The organism is Cryobacterium levicorallinum (assembly GCF_004402405.1).
Taxonomy (GTDB): domain Bacteria; phylum Actinomycetota; class Actinomycetes; order Actinomycetales; family Microbacteriaceae; genus Cryobacterium; species Cryobacterium levicorallinum.
The window spans coordinates 1-24,175 of record NZ_SOFE01000019.1 but is presented as its reverse complement, the minus strand read 5'-3'; the positions used below and the strand labels follow the sequence as shown (position 1 = coordinate 24,175).

The window sequence follows — 24,175 nt, the reverse complement described above, 5'->3', positions numbered from 1 at the left end:
CTTTGAACTCCTGGGTGAAACGCCTGCGTGCTGCGGTCATGCTGATCTCTACTTTCAGTGAACCCTCATTTTAAGAGGGCCCACTGTCCGAGATATCCGCGGCAGGTCATCAGGTGTTCGTGCTGGATGGCTTTCATGCCCCGGTTCGCCGTCGTGAGTGGTTCCTTTATGTTTCCGTTTGTGACTTCCGAGGGGTGGTCAGACGGGCTGCGTGATTGACTCATTCGAGATGTTGTGGAGAGCCGTCACCGGGGTTGATTTGAGAAGCGCGCGATCATCCTTGCTGGATACCTGGTGCGGGAAAGAGTGGTAGCTCAACCGTTTGTATGTGGCGCTGTAGCCGCCAGCTGGTCCTGTTTATGGCCTGTCATCGCTGAGACATAGGTCTTGGGTCGGACAAGTACGCTGCGGAGGGAAATTCCGGGTGTCGCCGTGCGCTGAGATGCAAGCACTGGAGCGTTTCCTTTCGGTGCTACGGTTTTCGCATGATGCATTTGACGTTCGTCGGCAAGAGCTTGCTGGTGGGGGATGAGGTAGCGGAACTCGTCGTTGAATACGCGGCGATGCTGGCCCGTTCTGGGGGGGCAGACACTGTCCGGTTGATGGCTTATGGTGCCGGCGGAGACGAGGTACAGGCTCTGCTGTTGTTGAGTCAGGGCGCCCCTGTTATGGCGGAAACCTCACATGCCGACAAACCTGAACCCGATAATCGTGACATCGTGTCGTACATGAGGCAGCGGCTGGCGCGTTCCGGGGCTGTATCTTTTGGTTTTCCCCTGGATCATCAGCCCGACTCTATGTCCGCGTTTGAGGACGACGAAAGTTTCAACTTTGAAACGAACGCATAATCTCAAACGGATTAGTCCCGCACTCGCGCTGCTCGACACGAAAAGTGACGCGTCCGCTCGCAGCATGAACCGGGTTGGGGTCGTGACTGTTGGCCGGCGCTATGCACCTCGCGGCGACCACGTAACCGGCGGCGCATCTGAAGATATGCCGTACTCGCCGAAAGCTCCGTGCAACAGGCCGTGAGGGTCGTGGGCGTTGGAGGGATGACGGGTGCGAACTGCGCAGAAGCAACTACACGCTTGGGCGCTGGTGCGATGTGGTCAGGCGTGTATCAGGGGCGTAAGGGCGCTTCGGACTGGGTTGGTTCCGGCGTCACCCGCAGTCCCGCTGGTGTGTTTGACAGGCGTACGAGTTCTTCGACCCAGGCACGGTTAAGGCGGGGCTCCTTGCTGCCGAGGAAGTCGGATTGAAGCGGGATGAGGCCAGTGGGAGTTTAGGCGGCTAGTTCAAGTGGGTCTTTTTCGATGGGTTTGTTGGCTGGTTTGTTGATCCAGGCCGTCTCAGGAATGGACAAGATCTGCGGTGCCTGATTCGTGCTGAATCGCTCGGGGAAGCGTTTCCGGGGGAAGAAAAACGACCGGACGTATTCAGGTTCCGCCGGGCTGTAAAATAGATGGGGATATCCAACATGTGCGGATTCATGCGGTGACCCGATCTGCCTGCGCCATTGACTCTCCCAGTCAGCGTTTGGATTCATCTCTTCGGACTCTGGGCAATTAAGGAGTGGGAGTAGCATTTTTCCGACGTTTCGCGAACGCGTTCGGCTGCTGATGCCGTCGATGGTGGCTGGCCTACCGACAAGAATTGCGGCGGGCGAGAGATGCTTACTCATCAGCTTCATTTCGTCCACTTCCAATTCCGGTCATCCGCGTCGAAACGGGCACGATTGACCCATTGATGTTGAGCACGTCTGCCGCTCTCCCGAGGTCTCATAGACGACGATGGTGCGGGCGGTCACGTCTCGCTGGTTGCGGTCACTTAGCCCGAGCTGTTCCAGGCGCAGCAGAAGCACCGAGTCGAGGCCCACCGGTGAGGCTAACGCACCACGGCGCAGATCGCTGAACTCGTCACCGTGGCCAGGTCCACGGTCGACCGCGCGATCCAATGCGCCGGGGATATCACCGTCTAAGCGTTCGTTATGCAGACGAGTATGGGGAACATGACACCGAGACGTGCCGACGTCGTAGTGACGAGACTCCTCGTAGCCAACAGGTCGCGAGACTGCCAGAAGTTTCGAATGGTTGTTGCGTGTCGACGCTGTTAGCTGTTGCTCGCGCGTTCGTTGCCGTCGGATGGCGGAGGCCATCGCGGTCCTGACATAGCGCATGTCAACACTCCCGTGAGTTCGTTTGCTGCGTAATTTTGGGCGATGTTTTCTCTGACGTAATAAGCATCCCGAAAGAGCTGTCGGCGGAGAGGGTGAGTTCCGCCAACCAGACCGGGTTCACGCTGGGCGAGCGACCGCCATGGAATTTGAAGTAGAGGGGTATGGCGGGGTGTACCCATATTGAACTTCGACCATGTCCCGTCTCAGAGGAATCTTTCCAGGACAGCAGGAAGCTTTCGCCTCGGCGAAGCTTGCGGACAATCACGATCTGAATGTGCGCCAGAATCCGATCGCCAAATTCGACCGTTTTATTGCCGTACTCTAACGAACCCACAACACACTGCGCTTCCTGGGATATGTGGCTTGTGCCCTTGGTGAGGGGTCACACGCCGTTGAAAGGTGAAAAGAATTTTCTAGAGACCGTTTTATGACTTCGTCATCCCAATTTGCGTATTCCTGTTTTCCCTCCGAGCGCGTTTGAAGAACTGCAATGGCACGGTTTGAATTGAATGAGTAGGAGATCCGGTGGGTGTTGCACCGACCGTTGGCTGGCGGGGTTACGACGACCGTGGTAGAGACGGATAGTGGTGGCGTTATAGCCGGAATATTTCAGCAGGTATCGGGGTGCGGCAGTCTCTGCGTTCTGGCCAGGGTCCAATTTGATTTGCGTCTGAGGACGACAATACGAGCACATGATCCTCACGAATGAACACCTTTGTTCGGTCTGCCGTCCGAATAGGACATCGCGCCACATCTTGCGGGAAGCAGTCACTTCAAATTGGGACTGCACGACCAAGATTCAGCCGTGCAGGTTCTACGACGGGTGACTCTATATGTTCTAGCTGTTGATGGTGGATCGTTTAAGGCTTGTCGAGTCTTCCAGTGACAGTTCGGAGTCGGCGAAGGTGTGATCGTCTGCGAAGGACTTCATGCGCGCGATGCGGTAAATGATCAGGCCGTAGAGGCACTTGGCGAGGATGTCGGCGACGGAATAACCGATTTGCAGGCCTACCCAGGCGTCGGAACCGCCGATGCCGATGCCGGGCAGTAGGTAGGCGATCGGGTAGACGCCCCAGGTGGCCAACAGCAGCAGTCGTAGCAAGCTGATGGTCTTCCGTACCGTGGTGGGCTGACGTTCCAGCGATCGAGTTAGCTCTACGAAGAGCACGTAGAGGATATAAGCGAACGGGATCGAGGACAGCAGGCCGAAGATGCCGCGGGTCAGGTTGTCCGTAGCCATTTCGCCGGGGTAGCCGAGAGCGATCATGAGGGCAGCTGCGGGAATCAGTCGCGTTAGCAGGCTGCTTTGCACCTTACGCGCCAGCGCCAAAACGGCCACAAGCTCAAGCAGCAGTAGCGGCACGGTGAGCAGCCAATCGACGTAACGGTAGCCCTCGTTGAAGGATGCTCCGGCGACTTGGGCATAGTTTCCGCGGCCACCGACGGCTTCAGTAACAAACGCTTCGGTGAAGGAGTTGAAAATGCGAAAGTAGTGGTAGGCCGCAATGCCACAGACGATGGCCGCAACGGTCATGGCCTGGCGATACCGCGGAAGCACTCGCGGCAGGCAGATGACCAGGAAAAGAGACGTGAACAGTTGCGAAGCGATCACGAGGGAGAACACGTTGTAGACGGTGTCGTACTGGATCTGGGTCAAGGAGTCAGGTATCAAGATGTCCTTTGCTGTTCACGAGCATACGTCAAAATGGCGGGAATCCAACGAGAAAAAATAGCTAACTAGGTTCCGTATATCAACATACTCCCGCTAGCAGGAGTATTCCAACCAGCTCCGGACGGAGTCTTTGAAATACTGATCAGCTTCGGGTTTCTCGTTAGGCTGTTTGCGTATCACTCGGTCCGTACTCGTATACGTGATCGAGAGAGAAGGAGCATAGATGGCGCCTGCCGCGGACGCTGACCTCGTGATAATGGGCGTGGGCTTGGCCGGACTCACTTTGGCGGCCCGGTTGGCTCGGGAGCGTTCCGGCCCGCGCGTCGTGCTGCTAGAACCGCGCACGGCCTATCGAGACGATCGCAGCTGGTGGTTTTGGCGACCGGAACAGCACGATCTGTCGCATTTAGTCTCGCGACGTTGGAAAACATGGACTTTTTTCCGATGCGGCGGGCTTGACCGTTCGGCACCAAGTGCCCGGGCTGGCTTACCAGTACGTTCGGGGCAGCGACTTTTACGCGAGCGCGCAGTCCGACATTGCCGATTCGCTGCGCGTCGACCTGCGCCTCGGGGTGCGTGCCGGCACGGTTACAGCGGTTTTGGGCGGCGTTCGAGTGGAGACCAGCGCGGGTATGCTGTTGGCGCGTCAGGTGATTGATACCCGGCCCCGCGCCGCCGCGGCGATGCTGTACCAGAGCTTCGTGGGCCTCGAGCTGGAACGTGACTGTCCGCTGCCGTTCGCCCCTGGCGAGGTGACGCTGATGGGTTACGTTTTGTGTATGCCTTGCCGCTGAGACCGAACCGCGCAATTGTGGAGTGGGCGCGTCCCGCAGGGGGCTCCCGTATGACACAGCGCTAGGCAGACTTACCCACCGTTGGAAGCCGTTGGTGCTCGATCAGTTGATGCGATTAGCGGTGCGGTCGCAAAGCGGTAGCCATACGTCAGCGGGTTTCCACTCCCAGGCGATCTCCTGGCTGCGACCGTCTTCGCCAAATCGATACGTTGCACGCTCGTGCTCGCCCGTCAGCGTCCAAGTATGACCGTCGACAGTCAGAGTGTAATCGCGTGCGAAGCCGTGATTCTCGACCGTTCGGGCGAAAAAGCGGCCGGCTTCAGCGTCCCAGCCCATCAGACTAAGTGTGTCGAACGGACCGTTCGCGCGCTCATCTTGCACGATGAAGTAGTTGCCCGAATGCCACCGGGCGGAGTGGATGCTGTTCCACGGACTCGCTCCCGCATGCGGATTATCCAGCGACTGCTCGTCACCACCATAAGAGGTGCCCTCGGCATGCCAGTCACCCAGAAAAACTGCCAACTCTTCATGCTCAGTCACGATTCAACCCTACGTTCGGGAGCCAAACCGGGCAATCCTCTGAGGTGGCCGGTGACGGATCGCCCGACCGGATGTCGGCGGTTCAGGCGTCAGCGCACCCGTTGAGCCTTCCCTTATTGGAACGGACCTAAAGCCGGCGATCGCGTGTTTAGGTGCCCCGGTGGGCGTCCCGCTTGCGGGCAGCCAATGCAGCGTTGAGCCCTCAGAACCTGGGGCACGGGACGAACACCTTAGGGAAGCGTTATCTCCCGAAGTTGCTGGGCTACTGCCTTCCAGCCGCCCAGTTGCTGCTGAGTGATAGGACGTTCCGGGCTCGTAGCCCAGTCCGCGACGGCCCTTCCGCCGATTGATTCCGCCAGGTACCTTATGACGCCCTTTTTGGACTCGGTGGACATCGCAGCACCCGTCTGCTCAGCGCCTGGAACGTCGGCGATTTCCGTGAGGTAAGCCTGGGCGAACCAGTCAGCGGCTTCAGCACGTAAGTACGGGCTCGTCAGTGAGTTGTACCAGCGAGAGATGAATTCTCCGTAGGGTGCTGAATTCGTCATGAAACCGTCGCCGCTGAGGAGGAGTTCCCGGACTCTTTTAGGGGTTAGCCCTCTCGCTGCAAGGAGGGCGCCGTCGATATCTCCTCGGTCTACGAGTTTACCAAGTTCGTTGCTCATCACACCCATCCGTTACTGATGCGGCCACCCGAAGACGTCGGCACGGCGACGCCCCTTGGTCTACCCACGTGAGTTGCTGCGGGCGTTTCGGACAGCGGAATTAGTAGATTCATCTGCTTTGCCAATGTTGGCTGTTGATAACCATAAGGGACGTCACGAAGTCGACGGTAATCCCCGGCGCGGAGTGCCGGCGTCGGCTGCTGTGGAAGCCTTCTCCATACCGGATGACATCGCTGCGGGCTTGTGATTTCGTCGCGTATACGGTGCGGTAAACGCGTTCGATCGTGAGCATCGAGAAGAATTCTCGGCCAAACTGTTGTCCCAACACGCCGGGCGGCCCATCGAGGAGCGCAACCGGAGCCTGGTCATCAGCGCCCGGAAGTCGGTCGACACGAAAACGCTGCCGTGGTCCTTACCGCGCGCGAGTCCGTAGGACGTTCCCCATGCGGGCAGAGGACGACCGGCGCCAAGATCACGGCCAGGTGCTCACCTTGGAACCGAAGTTCGGCTAGGCGGTGGATCAGCGGGCGAACCGTCTGCTTCAATGGGCTTTCCCGTGGGACGAGCGTAGTAGGCCCATGGAAACCACATTGTTCCTATTCGGTGCCATCCTTCACCCTCTAATCGGTGTCGGCTGGATCCGAATGCCACGACTCGGAGGTGTTCCCATTGCTCATTAGATTGGATGACGTCGTGGAAGTACATTCCGTAGCTAATTGAATGCCACCCAGTGCGTCCAGCTTCGGCTAGCGCGTCCATCTCGTCAAACGCCGTCAAGGGATAGAGTCGACGTTTCTCGTCAGAAGAATGGACGTCGGTGTTGTCGAGAACCCGACCGAATCTCTGCTGGGCTGCTTGTCGACTCATGCCAAGTTGCTGCCCGATGCGCTCCCAGCTCACGCTCGCCTGACGAGCGGATGCGACTGCAAACTGCAAAAGCTGGGCTATTTCCTCAGCGCTCCGGGATGTCAGATCAATGAGGTCAAGATAGGAGTCGGGCTCGTGTTCAAGGCGCCCCGCCAGAGTTGGGTCGACTGACGCAATTGCATCTGACAGGGCGCGGCGCAGGCCGTCGTCGGTCTGCTCGGGTTCTTCATTCATTGGTCGCGGGGTGGCTTGGCGCGCGCGACTACTACTGCCAGGGAAGCCCCAGCTGCGCCGAGCAGCAACGCGACGACGACGAGTAATAGGACCTTGATCACAATGGAAGCAACGAGAAGCGTGGAAAGGGCGATGCCGACGGAAGCAAGCGCGATAAATGTAGCGGTGAATGCTGCCCGAGATTTTAGGGCCGGATTGTCGTGAACCATGTGTCAATCATAGATTGACTGGCGCATTTGTCAACCGTGAATTGACATGCGGCGCGCATCGGTTGCAATCCGCGCGCTTTCCGACGCCATTGTAAATTGCCTTGACCCGCTGTCCCGCAAGGGGGTGAATCCGCCGTTCCCTTGCGGGAAAAGACCCTCAAGGCTCGTGGAACGATAGCGATATGGTCATTTGTGTGCATCACATTGAGATTTGGGTCGCAGACCTGGACAGCGCTCGCATGTCCTGGGGCTGGCTTCTCGTGGAACTCGGATGGTCCGTCGACCAGGAGTGGGACAATGGTACCTCCTGGCGATGCGGGGACGTCTACATCGTGACCACGCGACCGCCAGCCCTCTCTGGTGGCGTACACGACCGAAGGCTGCCGGGAATCAACCACCTCGCGCTTCATGGAGGATCCGAGGCCGACGTTGACCACATCCTGGGTGCAGCAGCGGACAACGGCTGGAAATCGCTGTACGCGGATCGCTACCCCCACGCTGGAGGCCTCGACCACTACGCCGCGTATCTTGCAAATGAAGCAGGCTTCAAGGTCGAAGTTGTGGGCGAACCCTGAGCACCAACGCATTCCCACTCAGGGTTCCGCCTGTGCGCCAGTTCCCGACCAGCACTCACTCACCCGTTGGGACCCGCGGCCGAGCGTCCAGGTGAATTTCCTAACAACGCTCATTCCTGCCAGCATGTCGGTATGGCGACAGAGTCTATTCTCCCCGAGTTCAGCGACAGCCGGATTGACGATGTGGCCGAACGGCTCTCCGAAGCCGGCGTCGGCATCATCGTAGGAACGCTGGCGAACCCAGCCGGCATCTACCTGGCCAAGACCATCCCGGTTCATCGACTGGCAACGTTCGCTTCATCCGGTCTCGGCGCCCCGCCGGTGTGGAACATCTTCTGCATCGACGGCGGCATTGCATTCACACCCGACCTCGGCGTCGTCGGCGATATGAGACTGAGACTCGATCTCGACGCTCTCCGAATCCTCGATGAAGGTCTCGCTTGGGCACCAACGGAGATCTTTGACCAGAACGGCGCACCACTCGCCATCGATCCGAGGGGGCGGCTTCGCCGCATCCAACACGACATCGAGGAAGCCGGGCTTGAGGCGCTCGTGGGGCACGAGATCGAGTTCACCATCACCGCCGCGGACGGAACCCCGCTCCCACGCGCGGGCTGGACACCCTACGGTCTCGGTCCGGTACTCGACCACGAGGCATTCATCACCGAATTGCTCTCCGCCACCGCCGCCGCCGGAATCCCGCTCGAGCAACTACACGCCAAGTTCTTTCCCTCCACGGTTGAGTTCTCGCTGCCACCGGCCACACCACTTCAGGCGGCCGACGGGGTAGTTCTCGCCCGCCTGATCACAGGGAGGCTGGCGCGCAAACACAACCTGCGGGCATCTTTCTCGCCCGTCCCTATCAGCGGGGGCGGCGGGAATGCGGCGCACGTCCATTACTCGTTCAGCCGCAATGGGGAACCTCTCTTTTCCGGCGGCGACGGACCCCACGGCATGACCACCGATGGAGCGTCTTCCATCGCCGGGGTGATCGCCGCACTCCCCGGTATCCAGGGCATTCTCGGTGGATCGATCCTCTCGGGGGCGCGGTTGCGGCCCCGCGTCTTTTCGGGCGCATATGCGTGCTGGGGCCGGGAGAATCGCGGGGCGGCGGTTCGTTTCCTCGAAGCCACCCGCGGCAATCCGCAAGGCGCTAACGTCGAAGTCAAGATTGTCGATCCGTCGTCGAACCCGTACCTGACGACCGCGGTCATCCTCGGCGCCGCACTCGAGGGCATCCGGTCATCGACGGCGCTTCCAGCGGAGGTCACCACGAATCCGGCCGACCAGACCGAAGAGCAGCAACTCGCCTCGGCGACGGTGCTGCTTCCCTCCGCTCTGGGAGTAACACTCGACGCTCTCGCCGCTTCCGAACTCGCTGCCCACATTCTCGGACCTCAGATCATCCAGGCCGTACTTGCAGTTCGACGCTGGGAACTCGATCACTACGGGTCGGCCGACGCCGACCAACTGCCAGAGAAGTTCCGGTTCGCCTGGTCGATCTAATCACAGAAGGGGCGGAGGATTCGGCTTCTGTAGCCGCGCTCGCCACATGGGAATGTCTGGAGGCGACAGTATGCTGGGGATTACATCAGCAAGCGCAGTGCCGCGCGAATAGAGGTGCCTCATGATGAAGTCGTCGTTGACTGCTCTTGTGCGTCACGAGTTGGATCATGCCCGGCAGGTCAGCAGCGGCCGAAGTGCGAAGACCGTGTACGGAGGCAGCGAACGCACGCTCCGCCAGACTGTGATCGCCTTGCGTGCGGGCGCCAAGCTGGATGAGCATGAGAATCCCGGTGACGCGACCTTTTTCGTGCTGCACGGACGCGTCGTCCTCATCTCGGGTGCGAACTCCTGGAGCGGCTCACCGGGCGATCTGCTGATCGTGCCGGAGGGTCGACACGCACTCGAAGCATTAGAAGACGCGGCGGTATTGTTCACGGTGGCAAAGACTCGGTGATGAGTTCCCCAAATCGATGACCCATAGGAGTTCGGGGGGTGCACGATCGAGAAAGGGGTGCCTCAGGCGGCAGCCTGCGGCGGTAGTACAGCAATAAAGGGGTGATCCTTGGCAAATGTGCCCACCTTGGCGGCCCCGCCCGGGGAGCCGATGCCGTCGAAGAATTCGACGTTAGCCTTATAGTAATTGGCCCATTGCTCCGGCACGTCATCCTCGTAGTAGATCGCCTCGACTGGACATACCGGTTCACAGGCACCGCAGTCGATGCACTCATCGGGGTGGATGTAGAGCATCCGTTCGCCCTCATAAATACAGTCGACCGGGCATTCTTCGATGCAGGCCCGATCTTTCACATCGACGCAGGGAAGAGCTATAACGTACGTCACAGTGGCAGGGCTCCCTTCACGAAGAGATGACTTTGAGCCTACGACAACCGGGTCATCAAATCCAGATCACGCTGTCGGGCCCGCTGGGGACGGGCCTTCAAACGGCACGGTTCAGTCTCGATCGCGGGCCGGGTTTGCGCTCCTCTCGTTCAGCCAGGCAATGAGTCCGCCCGCGAGCAGCATGTCGATCTGCCGCTGTGAGAAGTTCTGCCGGATGGGGTAGTCCTCCTTGCGAGTCGCATTGTGCACGGTGATCTCGGTGCCGGCAGCCAGCTATGAGGGCCGCAGCTTCAGTGGCATGACCAACGGCTACGACAAGGGGTTGGCGCTCGTCGCGTTCGGCGCAGCCTTTCTCGTTCGGACACCTCGCGGGAGAGGACCGCGGCAAGGTATTCCTCGTGCGACCAACCGGAATCGCGGGTCTGGTCGCCGAGGCGGCGGAACGCGTCGCCGATCCTCGGCGCGCGCAGCGCCCGGGCGTAGTACTCGATCTGTGAAGCCGAGGCGCCGCTCATGCGACCACGTCCATGTCGCGCAGCTCAGGGCCGGTATCCACGCCGAACAACCGGTCATAGGACGCCAGGCTGGCCGTCTCCACGAACGCGACCGTCGGTTGCTGTCGGCGATGCCGCAGCGACTGGAACTGGCGCCGCAGCACATCGGCCTGCCCGACATGCTCCGGGTCGGTCACCGTCAGCGCGCGGGCCCATTCCCGCTCGTGAGACGTCACGTTCACCCCATTGTGGGTGACGTTGACCGTGTCCAGGCTCGCCGTCACATCGACGAGGCGGCCGATCATCGCCGGCGCGACGGAGTAATCGTTGGAGAGCACCCGGACGTAGTAATCCCGCGGCAGGCGCACCGTGTTGCGAAAGAGCACATCCGACGCCACCGGCGACAGCGAGTGCATCGCCGCGCGGTCCTGCTCGATTAAATCCATCGGGCGCGCCCGCCGCGACTGGGAATGACGCGCGTTCGCCAGCGGCAGCCAGTCAGCGATCTGCTCGTTGAAGTCCTGCGGCGATGCGAAATGCCGCCCCGGCATGAACGACGATCGGAAGAACCGGTTGCGGCGCTCGACCATGCCCTTCGACTCCGGATCGCGGGCCTTGAGCAGCTTGATCTCGGTGCCGAGGGTCCCGGCGAACGCGGCGGTGCGTTCGGTGAGTTTGCCCTTGCCGATGCCAGTCTCGTTGTCCCAGGTCAGCCGGAGCGGCACAGCGCCGGCGGCTTGCCCTCCTGTCCATGGCCCAGCGGCGACGGCTCATGCGGAAACCAGAGGTCGCACTGCACCTGCTTGCCGGGCTCGTGCACCAGCCGATCGGCCGGGTCCGGCGGGACATACTCCGGTCGGATCGCGGCGACCTTGTCTCGGAACACCGACGCTGACCCCAACCAGCCGACTCGCTCCGCCAACGTCGAGGCGGGCATCCGCGGCGTCACGGCCAACAGCACCCGGACCTGCGCCGCATACGCGTCAAAACTCGACCCCGTCGCGGCCCGCTGATACTTCGGTAGCCGGTCCGACTCCAACGCCCGATCGACCGTTCCCCGCGAGACGCCGACGAGTCGGCCGATCTCGCGCTTCGAGTGCTGGCCCGTTGAAAACAGCTGGCGTATCTTCGCCCAATCATCCATATTGATCACCCTCCATACTGGCTGGTGGCCCTGTTTTCAGTCGGCGATACTGGCCCTATTTTCAGTCGACGTCAACAATGTTTCTGATGCTCACATCTCCGCCCGATGTCGATGCAAGGGCGATGTCAGGCAGATGCAATCCGACTAGGTGGTCGGCAGCACCGGCGTCGATAGGCGTCGATAGGCGTCGGGAGGACATTTGTCATGTGGTTCCTTTTTGTGATGTGGTGGCGATTAGGCATCCTCGAGGTACCGAGGACAGTACCTACGGGATCTTGTCCTCTCCTCGAACTTGTGAAATCTCCCGCCCGAATGGTGGGATGAGCGTCGCCGACGCTGAGGGGAAGACGGGAACGATCGCTGTGCGGCCCCCGACTCCGACCCGGTTCTATGGAGTCAGCCCGAGGAACTTCTGCAGTTGGCTGGCGCCGTCGACCTTGAGCTGATGCCTGGGGCGGCTCAACGATTCTGCCGTTAGAACTAGTTTCTTGCTCAGGGCTACTTCGCCGTCGCGCCTTTTGAGGCGGTCGACGCCGTTGTCCTGGTAGCCAACTTTGCGCGATACCGCGAGCGACGCCGGATTGTCGGTAAAGGCGGCCGAGGTGACCTCGGCGGCCTTGAGATGGTCGAACATGAAGGCCGCAATGGTTTGACGCATCAGGGTGCCGATTCCTTGCCCGTGATGTTTCTCGCCCAGCCAGGACCCCGTTTCACCCGTTCGAGTGATCAGATAGTCTCTGGTGGAAATGCTTTGGCAACCGACAATCTCGTCGTTGAATCGGACCGTGGTCTCAAGCGTCCAGGACGCCGGCTCCATCGCCGCTCGCTGCGCCCAGTGATACTGCATGAGTCTCAGCCGAACCTCGTCCGTGGACCCCAGGGTCCACGGAAACCCGAACGGCATCTCGGTCCGTGCATGGATCCCGGACTGGGCGAGCGCTACGAGGCTTGGCAGGTCGGAGTCGCGAACAGGGGTCAAGGTCACCGGGCCGCAGGTGACTGTGAGTCCAAAGGGCGGCCATAAGTTTTCCATCGGTTCTGGCATTTCATCAGCCTATTGGTCTTGAACTGCGTGCCTCAGTTCAACCGAACGGCGCTTGTCAACCTTGCGACTAATAACGCTGCGTCGAGACGTCCCGCGCGGGGTTCCTCCGTGGCACAGGCACCCGTGACGTTTATGGAACGATGATGACATGGCAGTTGGGGTGCATCACATCGAGATTTGGGTTGGTGACCTGGACAGCGCGCGAACATCGTGGGGCTGGCTGCTTGTGGTGCTCGGCTGGTCCATCGATCAGGAATGGAACACTGGCATCTCTTGGCGATGCGGCGAGGTCTACATAGTCGTCACTCGACCGCCCGCCGTCTCCGCCGATGAGCATGATCGTCGCCGTCCCGGAACGAACCACATTGCCCTCCATGGAGGGACTTCAGCTGATGTCGACCGCATCGTCGGTCGGGCATCAACCCACGGCTGGACCGAGCTATACGCGGATCGGTACCCCCACGCAGGAGGCCCCGACCACTACGCCGCGTACCTCGAAGATGAAGCCGGTTCAAAGGTCGAAGTCGTCGCCACAGCGCCGCGCTGACGCACCGCCTTCGGGTTTCCAACCCCGAGCTGCAGGACTGTGCCAGTCTCAATGGATGAAGATGCCGCCGACAGCTGAAACTCTGACACCTGCGCGCCTCCTGTTGGAACCGCTGTCGGTTGCGCACGCGTCGTCGATGGTAAACGTTTTAGCCGATCCCTCTTTGTACGAATTCACTGGTGGGGAAGCGCCGTCACTGAGGGAGTTAGAAAACCGTTATGCCGCTCAAGTCGTGGGGGCACTCCGCGGACCGCTCGCAGTGGTGGTTGAACTGGATCGTCATTCAGCGTGATGGAGCAGAGCCAGTGGGATTCGTCCAAGCAACTGTAGAGAATGACGGGACGAGGCTCACCGCCGACACAGCCTGGGTCACTTCACCGAGCTGGCCGGGACGCGGGTTTGCTTCCGAAGCAGCCCAGGCCATGCTCGAATGGTTGCGATCCAACGGAGTCCACCGCTTCACGGCACACATTCTCCCGGCCAATCGCGCGTCCATGCGCGTCGCACAAAATCAAGCGCTACAGGCGACGTTTTCGAGGAAAGATGGTGAAATCCGGTGGCAATCCCAATCACCTCCTAGCGAACCTTGGAGGATGTGACGGGAGGAATCCTGACTTCCTGACTTTTGCGCCTTTCCCGTAAGGGGTTCGGCTTACGGGTCAGCTCGACGCGTCTGATCCTTTGCGGTCTTTTTCGTCTTGGCAGTCAAAGCGATGACCGCGCTTGCAGCTGAGAGGACGGCTAGCAGCAGAGCGAGAACCAGACTAAAAACATGCCCTCCGTTGGTTCCCGTATCTCCGTTCGCGATCGCAATTATCTGGATCGTTGCGTTTGCTAGCCAGAGCACGACCATCGCAAGGCTGAGCCCGATCTGGTGCCTGCCGACCCACAAAATCATCCGTCTGCCAGTCATGGTGTAAATGTATCCGTGTGATCTTCCAATTCCTAGGAGTGCGATAAGGGTTTGGGTTACGGGCATCACTCGTGAACGAGGCGCGCGAAATTCGCGTGATGGCTCGGGAAGTAGTGTGGAAGGCATGCTGCTTGCGTTGCCGATTATTATCTCTACGGCAACCCCCACGTCCGCTGAAGCCGAGGGCGTGTCTCTTCGATACTACGAGGACATTGTGGGTCGCTACCACGGGCGTCGCGCGTCTCGGCAGGAAGTTTTGGCCGCTCAGGCGGGGTACCCCAATGATGACCTCATCGCTCCAACCGGGCTCCTTCTGCTCGCCCGCCAGGGGCACACCGTGCTCGGCTGCGCAGGAATGAGGGTTCGCCCGGGCGCGATCGGTGAGGTGACCAGAGTCTTCGTAGAGCAAACGGCCCGTGGTAAGGGCGTGGGGCGCCTTCTCATGGAGACTCTGGAACGCGAATCCCGCGCCTTGGGGCTCGTCGCGTTGCAGTTAGACACGCGAACCGACCTGCTTGAGGCTCGAAGTCTCTATGCCTCCCTCGGCTTCATCGAGGGCGAAGCTCACAACGCGGACCCGTACGCAAACCACTGGTTCCGAAAAGAACTGCGGTGAATCCATGACAAGCGCGGAAACCACACCGGGTCCAGACCTCGTCCCGGAGCTCCTGGTCACATCGCTGGATAAGAGTTTAGATTTCTGGTGCCGTCTCTGCGGATTTGAAGTATTGTACGGTCGCCCCGAAGACGGGTTTGCCTACATTACCAGCGGCACGGCGCACATCATGCTCGAGCAGCGGGGCACGGGACGAAACTGGATACCGGCGGCGCTGGAGCACCCATTCGGTCGTGGCATCAACTTCCAAATCACTGTCGCGTCGCTCCAACCGCCCGAAAGTGCTCTCCGTGCTGCCAGCTGGCCGCTCTTCATGGACCCGGAGACGAAATGGTACCGAATAGGCAGTACCGAGGCTGGCGTGGCTCAGTTTCTCGTGCAGGACCCGGATGGATACCTGATCCGCTTCCAAGCGTCAATCGGCCGGAGGTCCGTCCCGTGAGGGGTTCGGCGGATTCAACGGGACGCCCGCTCGACGGTTTCGGATCGTTCAGTGAACGCGAGCATTACGGCGAGGGTTGCAAGCCAGCGAGTCGTAGCACGGCTGAGAGCCCTTCGGGTGTTCCTGGCCAATGTCGCTTTACCGCATCGCTGCCTGCCCGACGAGTCGCGAATCGTAGAGCGATCGCGACAACGACGGCGTCGTCGGCGTAACCGAGAACGGGTATGAAATCCGGAATGAGATCGATCGGCGACAGCAAGTAGAGCAAAAGCACCGCGATCCAGATTCGAACGCCGATCACCACGGTTCGATCGGCGGCGAGGCGTTTGAGTAGCCGGGCGACGTCGGGCGCGAGGCGCAGGAGATCACGAAGTGAAGCACCGCCAGGATGCCGGCGTTGCTCGATCCAGAGAACCAGAACAAGGGCCAGCCACAGCACCAGCAATCCGCCGAGCACGCTCAGAGCGACGTCCCACCAGGTCGTCATTAGCTGCCCCCGTTCGAACGAAAGATGCTGAGGGCCTCACGAGCCGCGTAATAGACGATATTGAGGTTCTACCCCAGCGTGATCCCTTCGAGACCCTTTTCCCGCCCAAGGAGCATCGCCGCGTGATCGATGGAGGTCATGTACTGATTCTCGCAGTCCGCGATCGGCTGCTGACAAGAGAGCCGCGGTTACATCGCTGCGAGGCATCAGGGCCGTCAGAAAAACGACCGCAAGCGGAACCTTGAGCGACACGGGTTTGGGCCCAGTCGCAGAGTCATGGCTGGCCTCGCTCCTCGTTTCACAGGGGAACCCCGTGAGTGGCGGCAGGGAACCGTAGGCGGGCGTCGTATTCGCAAGTTTCGAGATCGACACGATCTTTTGGTAGTGAAGAACTTCGCGACGCCCGCGGGTGGTTAGGAGTTCGGGCGGGTGGCGCAGGTGCACTGCTGACTCGTTGGGACGTCGGCCATAACCTCATCGACGTGCATGCCGCATCCGGTCCAAGTGATTTTTCCGCAATTGTCGCATCGCATGGGACTGCACATAGTGACTCCTTAGTTGGTCGAGCTGAAGTCCCCAGTATACCCCGTGGGGTATCAAGCAAGCGCGGGCATAGGGAACTTATTTGTCGACGACGATGCCCAGTCCGGTGGCGGCAGACGCGTCCGTGATGCCACCAGCATCGGTCAGCGTGGTCAACCCGAGGTTGGCCATGCGGGTGACTGCTGCAGCCGATCGGTTTCCGGTGGCGCAGTAGATGATGTAGTCCCCGTCGATTGGCAACGCCGCGATCAGCGTGTCGAAGTCCGGGGATTGCACGTCAATATTGATGGCGTCCTGAAGGTGTCCACCGACATACTCTGGTGCGGTGCGCACATCGATGATGACCGTACTGGAGGTGACAGCGATGGAGGGCGCCGGCGCGGGGCTCGCGCAGGCGGCCATGCTGAGCAGTGCCGCCACGGCGATTGTGATGCCGGTGAGTGCTTTCTTCATGGCTGGGTATCCTGACCGGTGCGTGCAGTGGGTGGCAGTGTGATCGGCCTGGGACCGACTTTCCGGGAGCGCGGGAACAAGGGCGTGCAGGTAGTGCAGACCTCACCCTCAGTGGACTTTGACGATTCGCGGCGGGTGGCGGCTCGGCGTTCGCTGACCAATCGTTCGCGCAGGGCCCAGATTAACAGGGCGAGGGCAGCGGTGGCCAGGGCCGGGCGCGCAGCACCGCTCACTATCGGGTCGAGGGAGCGCGCTTCGGTGGTCAGATACAGCGCGATCAGACCCAGAGCTGGCCACCGTGTGTCGCAGAGAGTTGCGTCGGCGCCGATGGGGGTGCCGATATAACTGGCAACGATCAAGCCGATCAAGCTCGCTCCGAGTGTGGTGGCCGCGACCGTCCACCATAGGGCACCGTCTGCGTCGTCCGCCCGGGGCGCGTAGCCCGTTACAAAAGCAATGAACGCGGCTGCGGCAACGGGGGCCGCGATTATCCAGCGTCGAGTCGACCAAGTTTGTAGGTCAGAGAACACGATCAAGGATCTCTGTCACGGCAGCGGTCCGAGCGGGAAGACCGCAAGAATTTTCTCGAGTCATGCGCGCATAGAGAGCCCAGCCGAGCAAGACGATGGACGCGGCGGCCAGATACGGCTGGACCGGCTCGAAGAATTGCATCGCCCCGGTTGTGCCGAGAGCGAGGAGAACCAATTTGTTGCAGACGGGGCATCCCACCGCGAAGAACGTTGCCAGCCAACCGGCCATGCCCAATCGTCCGGCCGCCCTACTGGGCGGGGCGCCTTCCGGGTGCGCCACATAGGTGGCGGTGACCATGCCCGTCAAGACCGCGCTGAGGATGAGCACCGGCCACGACCAGGCGGTCGGCGGGATCTGTCGCGAAAAGAATGGCGTGTCAATCAAGTCCGTTGGGATGGCAATGAAGACCACCGTAAATAGTGCTGTTGCCAGGGCAACCCACCAGCGGCGCGAGGGCCAGCGACGCAAATCCCCGCCGAGCCCGGCCAGCTTGCCGCGCCAAGGGGCACGCCGTGATGATTCGTCCCTGCTGGTGCGTTGGTCACGCATTCGAATAGCCCTCATTTACTTTTCATCGTGAAACGCTTGCTGCCATATTTGAATATACTGATACCCTAAGGGGTATCCTGGTCTTAGACAAAACCAGCCTCGCATCCGCCTACGAACAGGAGCACACCCTCATGGGGATCACCGAACCCGCGACCCACGCCAGCGACGACCTGCGCAAGACCCTCAATCGACTCAAGCGCGCGCAGGGGCAACTCGGCGCCGTCATCACAGCCGTTGAGTCCGGCGCTGATTGTCGTGCCGTGGTCACCCAGCTGGCTGCTGTCTCGAGTGCCATTGACCGGGCGGGGTTCACGATCATCTCGTCGGCGATGAAGGAGTGTCTCATCGATAGCGGCGCGGATGGGGAAACCAAGCAGCTCAGTGTCAATGAGCTTGAAAAACTTTTCCTGTCCCTCGCCTGATCCCATTCGCGAGAGCTAGCCAGCGACGGCGCGAATCGCGACGTACACGGCGATGCAGAGCACAAGGATCGCGAAGCTTGTTTTGAGAACGCGGTCGGGGAGTCTTCGGCTGAGTCTGCCCGCGATGAGGGATGCCAGCATGGCGGTGCCCGCGAAGGCGCTGGTGACGGCCCAGTCGATCTGCACGTCGCTCAGGTGGGCGCTGAAGCCGGCGACCGAATTGATGACGATGATCACGAGGGACGTGCCGATCGTGACGCCCATGGGGAGTCCGAGCACGAGGGCCAGTGCCGGAACAATGAGGAACCCGCCGCCGACGCCGAGCAGCCCAGTCAGGAACCCGACCACGGTGCCCGTTGCCAGCGCACGGGGCAGACAACTGCGCCACCGGGTTCCGCCGCCGGGCAGCGCGCAGGGGCCGGTTGCGGCGGGGGTGGCAAAGAACATTCGCACGCCGGCGATGACCATGATCGCGCTAAAAGCGACGAGCAGAATCTGAGGGTCAATCAGTCGGTTTGCGAGGGTGCCGAGGTAGGCGGTGGGAATGCCGGCGGCGCCGATGATGCCAGCCAGACGCCAGTTCACGCCGGTGCGCAGTCGCGGAAGCACGGCGACCGCCGACGCGGCTCCCACGACAATCAGCGAGGTTGGTATCGCCTCCTCGAGGGGTAACCCGACACCGTAGACCAAGGCCGGAACGGCCAGGATTGACCCGCCTCCGCCGACCAGGCCGAGCAGCGCACCCACGATCATTCCCAGAAGCAGCGCGCCCAGGATCATGCGTGCGGCGCCAGCTGAGCGAGGATGTCACTCTTCGTGGGTTCGGAAACCGGGCGGTTCCAGGGCATCCAGGACAGAATTCGCCCCAGCGTGCAACTGTTGGTGGCGGCCGATACCGTGAGGCCGGCACCGATGACGCCGGCGAGAAGACGGAACTGCGGATGGATGAACCTTCCCGCCAGCACGCTCGCCATCACTAGGGATCCGGCCGTCATGCGTACCTGTCGATCCATGGCCCAAGTGGAGCGACCGCTGGTGATATCGCCGCCGGCGGCGGCATAGCTCGCCACACCACCGGTCAACACGCGAGCACCACTCAGGCCAGCTGCGTCAAGATTCTTTCGCGCTTCTTCCGCGCGTCGACCCGACTGGCACACCAGCACAACCCGGGGGGCCAGCTGCGCCGCAAACTCTTCAGCGTGTTCTTTGAGCAGATGGAGCGGCACGTGATACGAACCCCGGATATGCCGGGTTTCAAACTCCGAGCCATCCCTCACATCGATGATCATCAGGTCTTCATGATGGAGAACCCACTGATGGAATTCGTCTGCCCCAATTGGTGACGGGGAGGGGTTGACGGTGTGCGTGGTGTCAGAGATAGTAAATCCGTTTCAGTTTGGTGCGGGAGCGGAACAATGCCCGGCAGCCCGGAGGCCTGCCACTGAGGCAGGCCGCTGGCGATCGTGTCTGCCGTGAAGCCAACGTTGGTTAGGTGTTCAGCCGCGGGTCATCTCCATCAGGCTTTCACTGAATATTGGGCAGCCCATGCGGTATAGCCGCCGATGAGGTCGGTGACGTCCGAATGGCCAAGGCCCCGCAGCGCACTCGCGGCGACGCTCGAACGCCAGCCACTGGCACAGTGGATGATCACGGGTCCGGCGGGCACTTCGGCGTGGCGCTGGCTCAGCTCGGCCAGAGGAATGCGCAGGGAGCCCGGGATCGCGCCCTGCTCGACCTCGCCGGGATTGCGTACGTCGAGGATCGTTGCGGCGGTGTCCCGGCGAAGAGCCTCGAAGTCGTAAAGCTCGACCCGCGCACCGACCTGCACCAGCGGGCCGAGGTCGGTGAACGCCTGCGCCGGGTTTGTCAGATATCCGGCAACGCAGTCGAAGCCGATGCGGGCCAGCCGCATTCCGGCCTCGACTTCGCGGCCGGAATCGGCGATGATCACGATGCTGTCGTCGTGTTCGATGACCATTCCGGCCGTCTCGGAGAAGCGTCCGTCCAGCCCCACGTTAATGGACCCGGCCAAGTGCCCGAGGGCGAAGTCTTCGGGGCTGCGGGTGTCGAGAACGCGGGCCCCGCGCTCAACGGATGCGCGAACATCCGTCAGATTCAGCGGTGCCAGTTCGCGGGTGGAACCTATGATGTCGTGCGCGCTACGGTTGATCATCGCGTCGACGGCGAAATAGCCGGGGATTGCGGGTTGACCGCTGCGGATCATCGTCACGAAGTCGTCTTCACTCATCGGCTGCACAGACGCGTTCGTCAGGCGCTGGTTGCCAATGGTGGATTCGAGCTCGTCGGAGAGGTTCTTACCGCAGGCGGAACCAGCGCCGTGGGCGGGGAGAACACGCACCGTATCGGGCAAGGCGAGAAGCGTCGTGTGGATCGACGCGTACAGGGCGCGGGCCAGTTGGTCGGGATCGGCGCCGACGGATGCGGCCAGGTCGGGACGGCCCACGTCACCGATGAAGAGGGTATCGCCGGTGAGGACGGCATGGGGCACGGCATCGCTGGCGTGTTCACGAACGACGATGCTGATGGACTCCCAGGTGTGCCCGGGGGTGTCGAGAATTTCTAGTTCCACCTCGCCGAGCGAGATCTTCTCGCCATTGACGAGGTGACGGATCTCATACTCGGTCTCGGCGCGGGTGCCGTAGCCGATCCAGGCGCCAGTGGCTGCGGCCAGCTCGAGGTGACCGGCGACGAAGTCGGCGTGGAAGTGCGTGTTGATCACGCCGATGATGGTCAGGTTATTCGCCTGCGCATCGGCGAGGTATTCGTCGATGTCGCGGCGGGGGTCCACGACGACGGCTTGACCGCTCGTCGGATCACCGACGAGGTACGAGCCATGAGACAGGCAGTTGAGGTAGTGCTGGGTCAAAAGCATCGTGGCCTCCAAAGGTCGGGGCCCACCACGCCGACACGAATTGGGGCGTGTAGTGGGTATGTGCCCCAGTCTCACACATACCCCGCACGGTATGCAAGATACCCCTGAGGGTATAGTCTGCGTGTATGGCTACTACCGATCTCACCGAGACCACCTTTGACGCGACCATTGCCCAGAGTCCCATCGTGTTGGTTGATTTTTGGGCCGAGTGGTGCGGCCCGTGTCGCAGTTTCGCCCCGACATTCAGCGCGGCGTCTGAAAAACACCCCGCAATCACCTTTGGAAAAGTCGACACCGAAGCGGAACAGGGATTGGCCGCAGCCGCGGGCATCCGTTCCATCCCCACGCTGATGGCGTTTCGGGACTCCGTACTCGTCTTTTCCCAAGCAGGCGCCCTGAACGCGGCCAGCCTGGAAGAGCTCATTGCCGGCGTCGAGAACCTCAACATGGACGCCGTGCGCGCCAGTATCGCCACCCGCTAAACCTCGCGCCCCCGCGAAACCGCTTCGCAGCAGGCTCACAGTCGGCCCGTCCTGTCACCACCCGGCCAGAATACCCCCTGGTGTATTATTTTATGATTAGTTCACCGAATTGAATGGAGATCCTTATGTGTCGTGCCGTAACGTGCAAAGTGTGCCAAAAGACAACGTGGGCGGGCTGCGGTCAGCACATTGATCAGGTCATGCGCGGTGTGCCACGCAACCAACAATGCGCCGGGCATGTCAAAGAAGAATCGACCGGATCATTCTGGTCCCGGTTACTCGGACGCTAACGGCGGTACCCACTCCTGCTCTCGACGCTCGACAGCGCTGGCCAGACCGCCAACCGGACCACCGGCGCGGCTACGGCTGACACGGCCGGGGGCGAGGACGTCCTCGTTCGGCGGTCGGGTATGTGCGCAGCCCTCATGTCAGAAAGAGCGCCGCAGCGCGCTGCTTTACACAGAATCAGCGACACCGCCCCATCACTTGCAAGATGGAAACTATATGTTATATTGACAGTAATGGATTGGGCCTTGACCAGTTGGGGATACAAGATGAGCGATCAATCTGAAGACACTCGCGATGGGATGACAGTTTCCGGAGCCACGGCTCATGCTCGATCATTGCTGAAAGCCGGGGATGACGTTGGTGTCCGGGTTGGGGAGGCCATCGACGCGCGCACTCGAGCCGTTGCTGAAGCATGGATGGCTATGGCAACCCTCACTTGCGCCCTGACCTTGATCTTGAGTAGTGCGAGCGTGGCGGCCGAAGGTTGGGCCGTGAGTCCCGGCATCGAAATACCCAGGCTCAACATTATTCATTTGCTCCTGGTTCCTTTTTTTGTAGCGTCCATGCTCGAGATAGGACTACGCGATCAGCTGCCCGCGGAGCATACTCGAGAGACTCGCCGTCACGGACGGCTGGTCTCGACTGCGTCTGCGCTCGCGCTGGTAGTGCTTCTCTTGCTTTCCTTATTTCCCGGTGGGATCTCGTTGCCAATTCTGGTCGGGATCGTTGCGCTTGCCGTTTTGCCGCTTAGTACTTTGGCGCTCCGGTCTGCTCTGCGGGCCCGGGAAGCCGGTGTTCGCCGCTCGGCCGCCACATTGCTGGCGCCGTTGAGCGTGACCGCCCGTGTGGTGACACTTGTGCTCGGGACCTGGCTAGGAGTGCTCGGCGCAGCAGCAGGGTTGTCCTCGTCCATTGCTTGGTCCATAGCCAGCGCGGCGCTGATTCTTGCGATTATGTCCACGCGAGATAGTCGTTGGGGTTTATCTCGTCTCGCCCAAAAGTGGGGCCGCGTCCAGTGGATCGCCTTTGGTTGTACTTTTCTCCTGATGAATGCCCTCGCCGCCGTGCTTGCCCGCACGGACTGGGATCTCACCATCGTTGGCTTCGTTGGTGGCATCTGCGTTGCAGCTCCGTTGGTAGTTGCGTCGTTCAGGCCCGCCTTAATCCGGGAAGCCTGAATGGCCGGCCACCCTCGGCACGATCTAGACGATGCCTTGCTCACACCGCTGCGCTTCTCGGTGATGGCCGCTCTGCGGTCAGATGTTGAAATTGACTTCTCTTCCCTTCGCGATCTACTGGAAACCGACGACTCAGCCTTGAGTAAAGCGATCAGCACGCTAAAGACGGCGGGCTATCTGGTGGTGCGCAAGGGATACGTGGGCAACCGGCCGCGTACCTGGCTGACTGCGACACCGGCTGGGTCCGCGGCCATGAAAATCCACATCGCCGCCCTGCAGGCCATCGCGGCGGGGATGGCGCCGACGGCATAGATCAATGCCGTACTCCATACGCCGCACGACGCTCCTGGATATGCCGTGGCGAATCGGATCAGGATTCCCGCAAGGGGTTCCACTTACGAACCACCCAAGACTCTGTTGCGGCACAAACTCCAGCATGCGTTGTTGTGCCGAGTGCCCATGCCAACGCTCCCGGCTTGTTTATCCACATAGCCGATAGTGTTATCGCGTATGTGAACATACGGGCGCCAGCGCTGAGCCCGCTCTTCCGGTCAGATGCGCAGGGAGAAATTCTCGCACGGCTGTTTCTGAATGCGGATCGGTCATTTACGATTGCGGAACTTGCGCACGCCGCTAAGTCGCCGTATGCGAGCGCTCACCGGGAAGTCTCTCGCATCGTCCAGATGGGACTTGCCAGCACGGAGAAGCGCGGTCAGTCTGTCGAGGTGCGAGTGCGCGCTGATACGCCGGCCTTTCGGCCCCTCGCGGAGCTGCTTGCCCTGACGTACGGGCCGGCTGTGGTGATACCTCAGAATTTGTCAGGGATATCCGGAATCGATCAGGCATTCATTTATGGTTCCTGGGCCGCCCGCCGTGCGGGGGAGCCGGGGGACGCTCCGGCAGATATCGATGTACTCCTTGTCGGCAACCCGCCCCGTGGTGCGGTCAATGAAGCGGCACGCGGTCACGTCCCGTGCAGTGGTGTAATTCCCGGGGTTCGATCGTTGGAATAACAACGTAACGAACCACCGTGCGATGGTCAGTGAGAACCGTTCAAAGTTCCTCACAGA

General features: G+C 61.0%; 33 protein-coding genes and 2 pseudogenes. 14 read left to right on the top strand and 21 right to left on the bottom strand.

All coding sequences use genetic code 11. From position 1 onward, the window contains the following. Positions 1–485 precede the first annotated feature (485 nt). Complete coding sequence (locus tag E3O11_RS10055) at positions 486–848, top strand: hypothetical protein (protein WP_092453012.1); 363 nt, start codon at positions 486–488, stop codon at positions 846–848. 272 nt (positions 849–1,120) lie between these two features. Here E3O11_RS10055 and E3O11_RS18880 read toward each other — a convergent pair whose 3' ends face one another. From E3O11_RS18880 to E3O11_RS10040, 4 genes are all read right to left on the bottom strand, one after another. Further along, positions 1,121–1,267 (bottom strand): DUF7882 family protein, encoded by a 147-nt coding sequence (locus tag E3O11_RS18880; RefSeq protein ID WP_444979576.1) that lies wholly within the window; start codon positions 1,265–1,267, stop codon positions 1,121–1,123. 15 nt (positions 1,268–1,282) lie between these two features. Then, complete coding sequence (locus tag E3O11_RS10050) at positions 1,283–1,699, bottom strand: hypothetical protein (protein ID WP_134495522.1); 417 nt, start codon at positions 1,697–1,699, stop codon at positions 1,283–1,285. A gap of 478 nt (positions 1,700–2,177) precedes the next feature. Next, the gene (locus E3O11_RS18875) at positions 2,178–2,510 is read right to left on the bottom strand and encodes a DUF7882 family protein (protein ID WP_092453020.1); all 333 of its coding nucleotides are present in this window, start codon (positions 2,508–2,510) and stop codon (positions 2,178–2,180) included. A gap of 504 nt (positions 2,511–3,014) precedes the next feature. Continuing rightward, the gene (locus E3O11_RS10040; protein WP_241994695.1) at positions 3,015–3,833 is read right to left on the bottom strand and encodes a bacteriorhodopsin-like; all 819 of its coding nucleotides are present in this window, start codon (positions 3,831–3,833) and stop codon (positions 3,015–3,017) included. A 238-nt stretch (positions 3,834–4,071) separates the two neighbouring features. Between E3O11_RS10040 and E3O11_RS18750 the strand changes: the two are divergent. After that, positions 4,072–4,269: pseudogene (locus E3O11_RS18750) on the top strand (lycopene cyclase family protein); the annotation flags it as partial. 34 nt (positions 4,270–4,303) lie between these two features. Beyond that, positions 4,304–4,642 carry a Rossmann-fold NAD(P)-binding domain-containing protein gene (locus E3O11_RS18195; RefSeq protein WP_241994694.1) on the top strand — a complete coding sequence of 113 codons (339 nt, stop codon included), beginning with the start codon at positions 4,304–4,306 and terminating at the stop codon, positions 4,640–4,642. Between the two features lie 102 nt (positions 4,643–4,744). Here E3O11_RS18195 and E3O11_RS10030 read toward each other — a convergent pair whose 3' ends face one another. The 4 genes and pseudogenes from E3O11_RS10030 to E3O11_RS10015 form a co-directional block, all read right to left on the bottom strand. Then, entirely contained in the window at positions 4,745–5,182 is a 438-nt protein-coding gene (locus E3O11_RS10030; RefSeq protein WP_092453029.1) for a hypothetical protein, read from the bottom strand. Between the two features lie 230 nt (positions 5,183–5,412). Then, positions 5,413–5,847 (bottom strand): hypothetical protein, encoded by a 435-nt coding sequence (locus tag E3O11_RS10025; protein ID WP_092453032.1) that lies wholly within the window; start codon positions 5,845–5,847, stop codon positions 5,413–5,415. Between the two features lie 119 nt (positions 5,848–5,966). After that, positions 5,967–6,258 (bottom strand): annotated as a pseudogene (locus E3O11_RS18190) (IS3-like element ISAar4 family transposase); the annotation flags it as partial. Between the two features lie 686 nt (positions 6,259–6,944). Then, on the bottom strand, positions 6,945–7,157 hold the full coding sequence (locus tag E3O11_RS10015; protein WP_092453038.1) for a hypothetical protein: 213 nt from the start codon (positions 7,155–7,157) through the stop codon (positions 6,945–6,947). 194 nt (positions 7,158–7,351) lie between these two features. Between E3O11_RS10015 and E3O11_RS10010 the strand changes: the two genes are divergently transcribed. From E3O11_RS10010 to E3O11_RS10000, 3 genes are all read left to right on the top strand, one after another. After that, positions 7,352–7,732, top strand: a complete 381-nt coding sequence (locus E3O11_RS10010; protein WP_307725711.1) for a VOC family protein — start codon at positions 7,352–7,354, stop codon at positions 7,730–7,732. A 132-nt stretch (positions 7,733–7,864) separates the two neighbouring features. Further along, the gene (locus E3O11_RS10005; protein ID WP_092453044.1) at positions 7,865–9,238 is read left to right on the top strand and encodes a type I glutamate--ammonia ligase; all 1,374 of its coding nucleotides are present in this window, start codon (positions 7,865–7,867) and stop codon (positions 9,236–9,238) included. A gap of 121 nt (positions 9,239–9,359) precedes the next feature. After that, positions 9,360–9,692: a cupin domain-containing protein gene (locus tag E3O11_RS10000; protein ID WP_092453047.1), complete on the top strand. Its 333-nt coding sequence runs from the start codon at positions 9,360–9,362 to the stop codon at positions 9,690–9,692. Positions 9,693–9,754: 62 nt separating this feature from the next. Here E3O11_RS10000 and fdxA read toward each other — a convergent pair whose 3' ends face one another. From fdxA to E3O11_RS09980, 4 genes are all read right to left on the bottom strand, one after another. Then, positions 9,755–10,078, bottom strand: coding sequence for a ferredoxin (fdxA, locus tag E3O11_RS09995; RefSeq protein ID WP_092453050.1), 324 nt, complete (start codon positions 10,076–10,078; stop codon positions 9,755–9,757). Between the two features lie 511 nt (positions 10,079–10,589). Further along, positions 10,590–11,297: a Mu transposase domain-containing protein gene (locus tag E3O11_RS17900; RefSeq protein WP_198415588.1), complete on the bottom strand. Its 708-nt coding sequence runs from the start codon at positions 11,295–11,297 to the stop codon at positions 10,590–10,592. Next, complete coding sequence (locus E3O11_RS17895) at positions 11,282–11,716, bottom strand: hypothetical protein (RefSeq protein WP_198415587.1); 435 nt, start codon at positions 11,714–11,716, stop codon at positions 11,282–11,284. Before E3O11_RS17895 ends, E3O11_RS17900 begins: the two co-directional genes overlap by 16 nt. A gap of 388 nt (positions 11,717–12,104) precedes the next feature. Further along, the gene (locus tag E3O11_RS09980; RefSeq protein ID WP_092453053.1) at positions 12,105–12,761 is read right to left on the bottom strand and encodes a GNAT family N-acetyltransferase; all 657 of its coding nucleotides are present in this window, start codon (positions 12,759–12,761) and stop codon (positions 12,105–12,107) included. Between the two features lie 148 nt (positions 12,762–12,909). Here E3O11_RS09980 and E3O11_RS09975 point away from each other — a divergent pair, with 148 nt between their 5' ends. Together E3O11_RS09975 and E3O11_RS18745 are read left to right on the top strand one after the other, a co-directional pair. Next, positions 12,910–13,308 carry a VOC family protein gene (locus E3O11_RS09975; protein WP_092453056.1) on the top strand — a complete coding sequence of 133 codons (399 nt, stop codon included), beginning with the start codon at positions 12,910–12,912 and terminating at the stop codon, positions 13,306–13,308. A gap of 218 nt (positions 13,309–13,526) precedes the next feature. Then, positions 13,527–13,907, top strand: coding sequence for a GNAT family N-acetyltransferase (locus E3O11_RS18745; protein WP_092453059.1), 381 nt, complete (start codon positions 13,527–13,529; stop codon positions 13,905–13,907). Between the two features lie 53 nt (positions 13,908–13,960). Here the strand turns inward: E3O11_RS18745 and E3O11_RS17635 are convergent, their stop codons facing one another. After that, a complete protein-coding gene (locus E3O11_RS17635) occupies positions 13,961–14,221 on the bottom strand; it encodes a hypothetical protein (protein WP_092453062.1) in 261 nt (86 codons plus the stop codon). A gap of 124 nt (positions 14,222–14,345) precedes the next feature. Here E3O11_RS17635 and E3O11_RS09965 point away from each other — a divergent pair, with 124 nt between their 5' ends. Both E3O11_RS09965 and E3O11_RS09960 read left to right on the top strand, forming a co-directional pair. Next, positions 14,346–14,837: a GNAT family N-acetyltransferase gene (locus E3O11_RS09965; protein ID WP_166787562.1), complete on the top strand. Its 492-nt coding sequence runs from the start codon at positions 14,346–14,348 to the stop codon at positions 14,835–14,837. 4 nt (positions 14,838–14,841) lie between these two features. Next, positions 14,842–15,279 carry a bleomycin resistance protein gene (locus E3O11_RS09960; protein WP_092453068.1) on the top strand — a complete coding sequence of 146 codons (438 nt, stop codon included), beginning with the start codon at positions 14,842–14,844 and terminating at the stop codon, positions 15,277–15,279. Positions 15,280–15,343: 64 nt separating this feature from the next. Here E3O11_RS09960 and E3O11_RS18740 read toward each other — a convergent pair whose 3' ends face one another. From E3O11_RS18740 to E3O11_RS09940, 4 genes are all read right to left on the bottom strand, one after another. Further along, positions 15,344–15,766 carry a YkvA family protein gene (locus tag E3O11_RS18740; protein ID WP_092453071.1) on the bottom strand — a complete coding sequence of 141 codons (423 nt, stop codon included), beginning with the start codon at positions 15,764–15,766 and terminating at the stop codon, positions 15,344–15,346. 621 nt (positions 15,767–16,387) lie between these two features. Beyond that, positions 16,388–16,762 carry a rhodanese-like domain-containing protein gene (locus tag E3O11_RS09950; RefSeq protein WP_092453074.1) on the bottom strand — a complete coding sequence of 125 codons (375 nt, stop codon included), beginning with the start codon at positions 16,760–16,762 and terminating at the stop codon, positions 16,388–16,390. Continuing rightward, entirely contained in the window at positions 16,759–17,292 is a 534-nt protein-coding gene (locus E3O11_RS09945; protein WP_134495520.1) for a hypothetical protein, read from the bottom strand. Before E3O11_RS09945 ends, E3O11_RS09950 begins: the two co-directional genes overlap by 4 nt. Beyond that, positions 17,282–17,842 (bottom strand): hypothetical protein, encoded by a 561-nt coding sequence (locus E3O11_RS09940; RefSeq protein WP_241991183.1) that lies wholly within the window; start codon positions 17,840–17,842, stop codon positions 17,282–17,284. The genes E3O11_RS09945 and E3O11_RS09940 overlap by 11 nt, the downstream gene beginning before the upstream one ends. Positions 17,843–17,973: 131 nt before the next feature. Between E3O11_RS09940 and E3O11_RS09935 the strand changes: the two genes are divergently transcribed. After that, positions 17,974–18,264, top strand: coding sequence for a metal-sensitive transcriptional regulator (locus tag E3O11_RS09935; protein WP_092453080.1), 291 nt, complete (start codon positions 17,974–17,976; stop codon positions 18,262–18,264). A gap of 15 nt (positions 18,265–18,279) precedes the next feature. Here E3O11_RS09935 and E3O11_RS09930 read toward each other — a convergent pair whose 3' ends face one another. The 3 genes from E3O11_RS09930 to E3O11_RS09920 all read right to left on the bottom strand — a co-directional run bounded on the left by E3O11_RS09930 (position 18,280) and on the right by E3O11_RS09920 (position 21,157). Next, positions 18,280–19,044, bottom strand: a complete 765-nt coding sequence (locus E3O11_RS09930; RefSeq protein ID WP_092453084.1) for a sulfite exporter TauE/SafE family protein — start codon at positions 19,042–19,044, stop codon at positions 18,280–18,282. Continuing rightward, a complete protein-coding gene (locus tag E3O11_RS09925; protein ID WP_255455289.1) occupies positions 19,041–19,601 on the bottom strand; it encodes a rhodanese-like domain-containing protein in 561 nt (186 codons plus the stop codon). The genes E3O11_RS09930 and E3O11_RS09925 overlap by 4 nt, the downstream gene beginning before the upstream one ends. A 179-nt stretch (positions 19,602–19,780) precedes the next feature. After that, positions 19,781–21,157 (bottom strand): MBL fold metallo-hydrolase, encoded by a 1,377-nt coding sequence (locus tag E3O11_RS09920; protein ID WP_092453091.1) that lies wholly within the window; start codon positions 21,155–21,157, stop codon positions 19,781–19,783. Positions 21,158–21,282: 125 nt separating this feature from the next. On the opposite strand from E3O11_RS09920, the gene trxA reads away from it, so the two are divergent. The 3 genes from trxA (at position 21,283) to E3O11_RS09905 (ending at position 23,417) form a co-directional block, all read left to right on the top strand. Beyond that, positions 21,283–21,639 carry a thioredoxin gene (gene trxA, locus E3O11_RS09915; RefSeq protein WP_134495518.1) on the top strand — a complete coding sequence of 119 codons (357 nt, stop codon included), beginning with the start codon at positions 21,283–21,285 and terminating at the stop codon, positions 21,637–21,639. A 533-nt stretch (positions 21,640–22,172) separates the two neighbouring features. Beyond that, positions 22,173–23,105 carry a hypothetical protein gene (locus tag E3O11_RS09910; protein WP_134495516.1) on the top strand — a complete coding sequence of 311 codons (933 nt, stop codon included), beginning with the start codon at positions 22,173–22,175 and terminating at the stop codon, positions 23,103–23,105. A gap of 36 nt (positions 23,106–23,141) precedes the next feature. Then, entirely contained in the window at positions 23,142–23,417 is a 276-nt protein-coding gene (locus E3O11_RS09905) for a winged helix-turn-helix domain-containing protein (protein ID WP_241991182.1), read from the top strand. A 506-nt stretch (positions 23,418–23,923) separates the two neighbouring features. On the opposite strand, the gene E3O11_RS17930 is transcribed toward E3O11_RS09905, so the two are convergent. Next, the coding region (locus tag E3O11_RS17930; protein WP_206750978.1) for a hypothetical protein at positions 23,924–24,175 on the bottom strand (252 nt) is incomplete at its 5' end.

What these genes read in the sequence shown, in the direction of transcription:
- E3O11_RS10055 (WP_092453012.1), top strand. Translation starts at nt 486, where the DNA reads ATGATGCATTTGACGTTCGTCGGCAAGAGCTTGCTGGTGGGGGATGAG.
- E3O11_RS10025 (WP_092453032.1), bottom strand. Translation starts at nt 5,847, where the DNA reads ATGAGCAACGAACTTGGTAAACTCGTAGACCGAGGAGATATCGACGGC.
- E3O11_RS10015 (WP_092453038.1), bottom strand. Translation starts at nt 7,157, where the DNA reads ATGGTTCACGACAATCCGGCCCTAAAATCTCGGGCAGCATTCACCGCT.
- E3O11_RS10005 (WP_092453044.1), top strand. Translation starts at nt 7,865, where the DNA reads ATGGCGACAGAGTCTATTCTCCCCGAGTTCAGCGACAGCCGGATTGAC.
- E3O11_RS10000 (WP_092453047.1), top strand. Translation starts at nt 9,360, where the DNA reads ATGATGAAGTCGTCGTTGACTGCTCTTGTGCGTCACGAGTTGGATCAT.
- E3O11_RS17895 (WP_198415587.1), bottom strand. Translation starts at nt 11,716, where the DNA reads ATGGATGATTGGGCGAAGATACGCCAGCTGTTTTCAACGGGCCAGCAC.
- E3O11_RS09980 (WP_092453053.1), bottom strand. Translation starts at nt 12,761, where the DNA reads ATGCCAGAACCGATGGAAAACTTATGGCCGCCCTTTGGACTCACAGTC.
- E3O11_RS09975 (WP_092453056.1), top strand. Translation starts at nt 12,910, where the DNA reads ATGGCAGTTGGGGTGCATCACATCGAGATTTGGGTTGGTGACCTGGAC.
- E3O11_RS18745 (WP_092453059.1), top strand. Translation starts at nt 13,527, where the DNA reads ATGCCGCTCAAGTCGTGGGGGCACTCCGCGGACCGCTCGCAGTGGTGG.
- E3O11_RS17635 (WP_092453062.1), bottom strand. Translation starts at nt 14,221, where the DNA reads ATGACTGGCAGACGGATGATTTTGTGGGTCGGCAGGCACCAGATCGGG.
- E3O11_RS09965 (WP_166787562.1), top strand. Translation starts at nt 14,346, where the DNA reads ATGCTGCTTGCGTTGCCGATTATTATCTCTACGGCAACCCCCACGTCC.
- E3O11_RS09960 (WP_092453068.1), top strand. Translation starts at nt 14,842, where the DNA reads ATGACAAGCGCGGAAACCACACCGGGTCCAGACCTCGTCCCGGAGCTC.
- E3O11_RS18740 (WP_092453071.1), bottom strand. Translation starts at nt 15,766, where the DNA reads ATGACGACCTGGTGGGACGTCGCTCTGAGCGTGCTCGGCGGATTGCTG.
- E3O11_RS09950 (WP_092453074.1), bottom strand. Translation starts at nt 16,762, where the DNA reads ATGAAGAAAGCACTCACCGGCATCACAATCGCCGTGGCGGCACTGCTC.
- E3O11_RS09940 (WP_241991183.1), bottom strand. Translation starts at nt 17,842, where the DNA reads ATGCGTGACCAACGCACCAGCAGGGACGAATCATCACGGCGTGCCCCT.
- E3O11_RS09935 (WP_092453080.1), top strand. Translation starts at nt 17,974, where the DNA reads ATGGGGATCACCGAACCCGCGACCCACGCCAGCGACGACCTGCGCAAG.
- E3O11_RS09930 (WP_092453084.1), bottom strand. Translation starts at nt 19,044, where the DNA reads ATGATCCTGGGCGCGCTGCTTCTGGGAATGATCGTGGGTGCGCTGCTC.
- E3O11_RS09920 (WP_092453091.1), bottom strand. Translation starts at nt 21,157, where the DNA reads ATGCTTTTGACCCAGCACTACCTCAACTGCCTGTCTCATGGCTCGTAC.
- trxA (WP_134495518.1), top strand. Translation starts at nt 21,283, where the DNA reads ATGGCTACTACCGATCTCACCGAGACCACCTTTGACGCGACCATTGCC.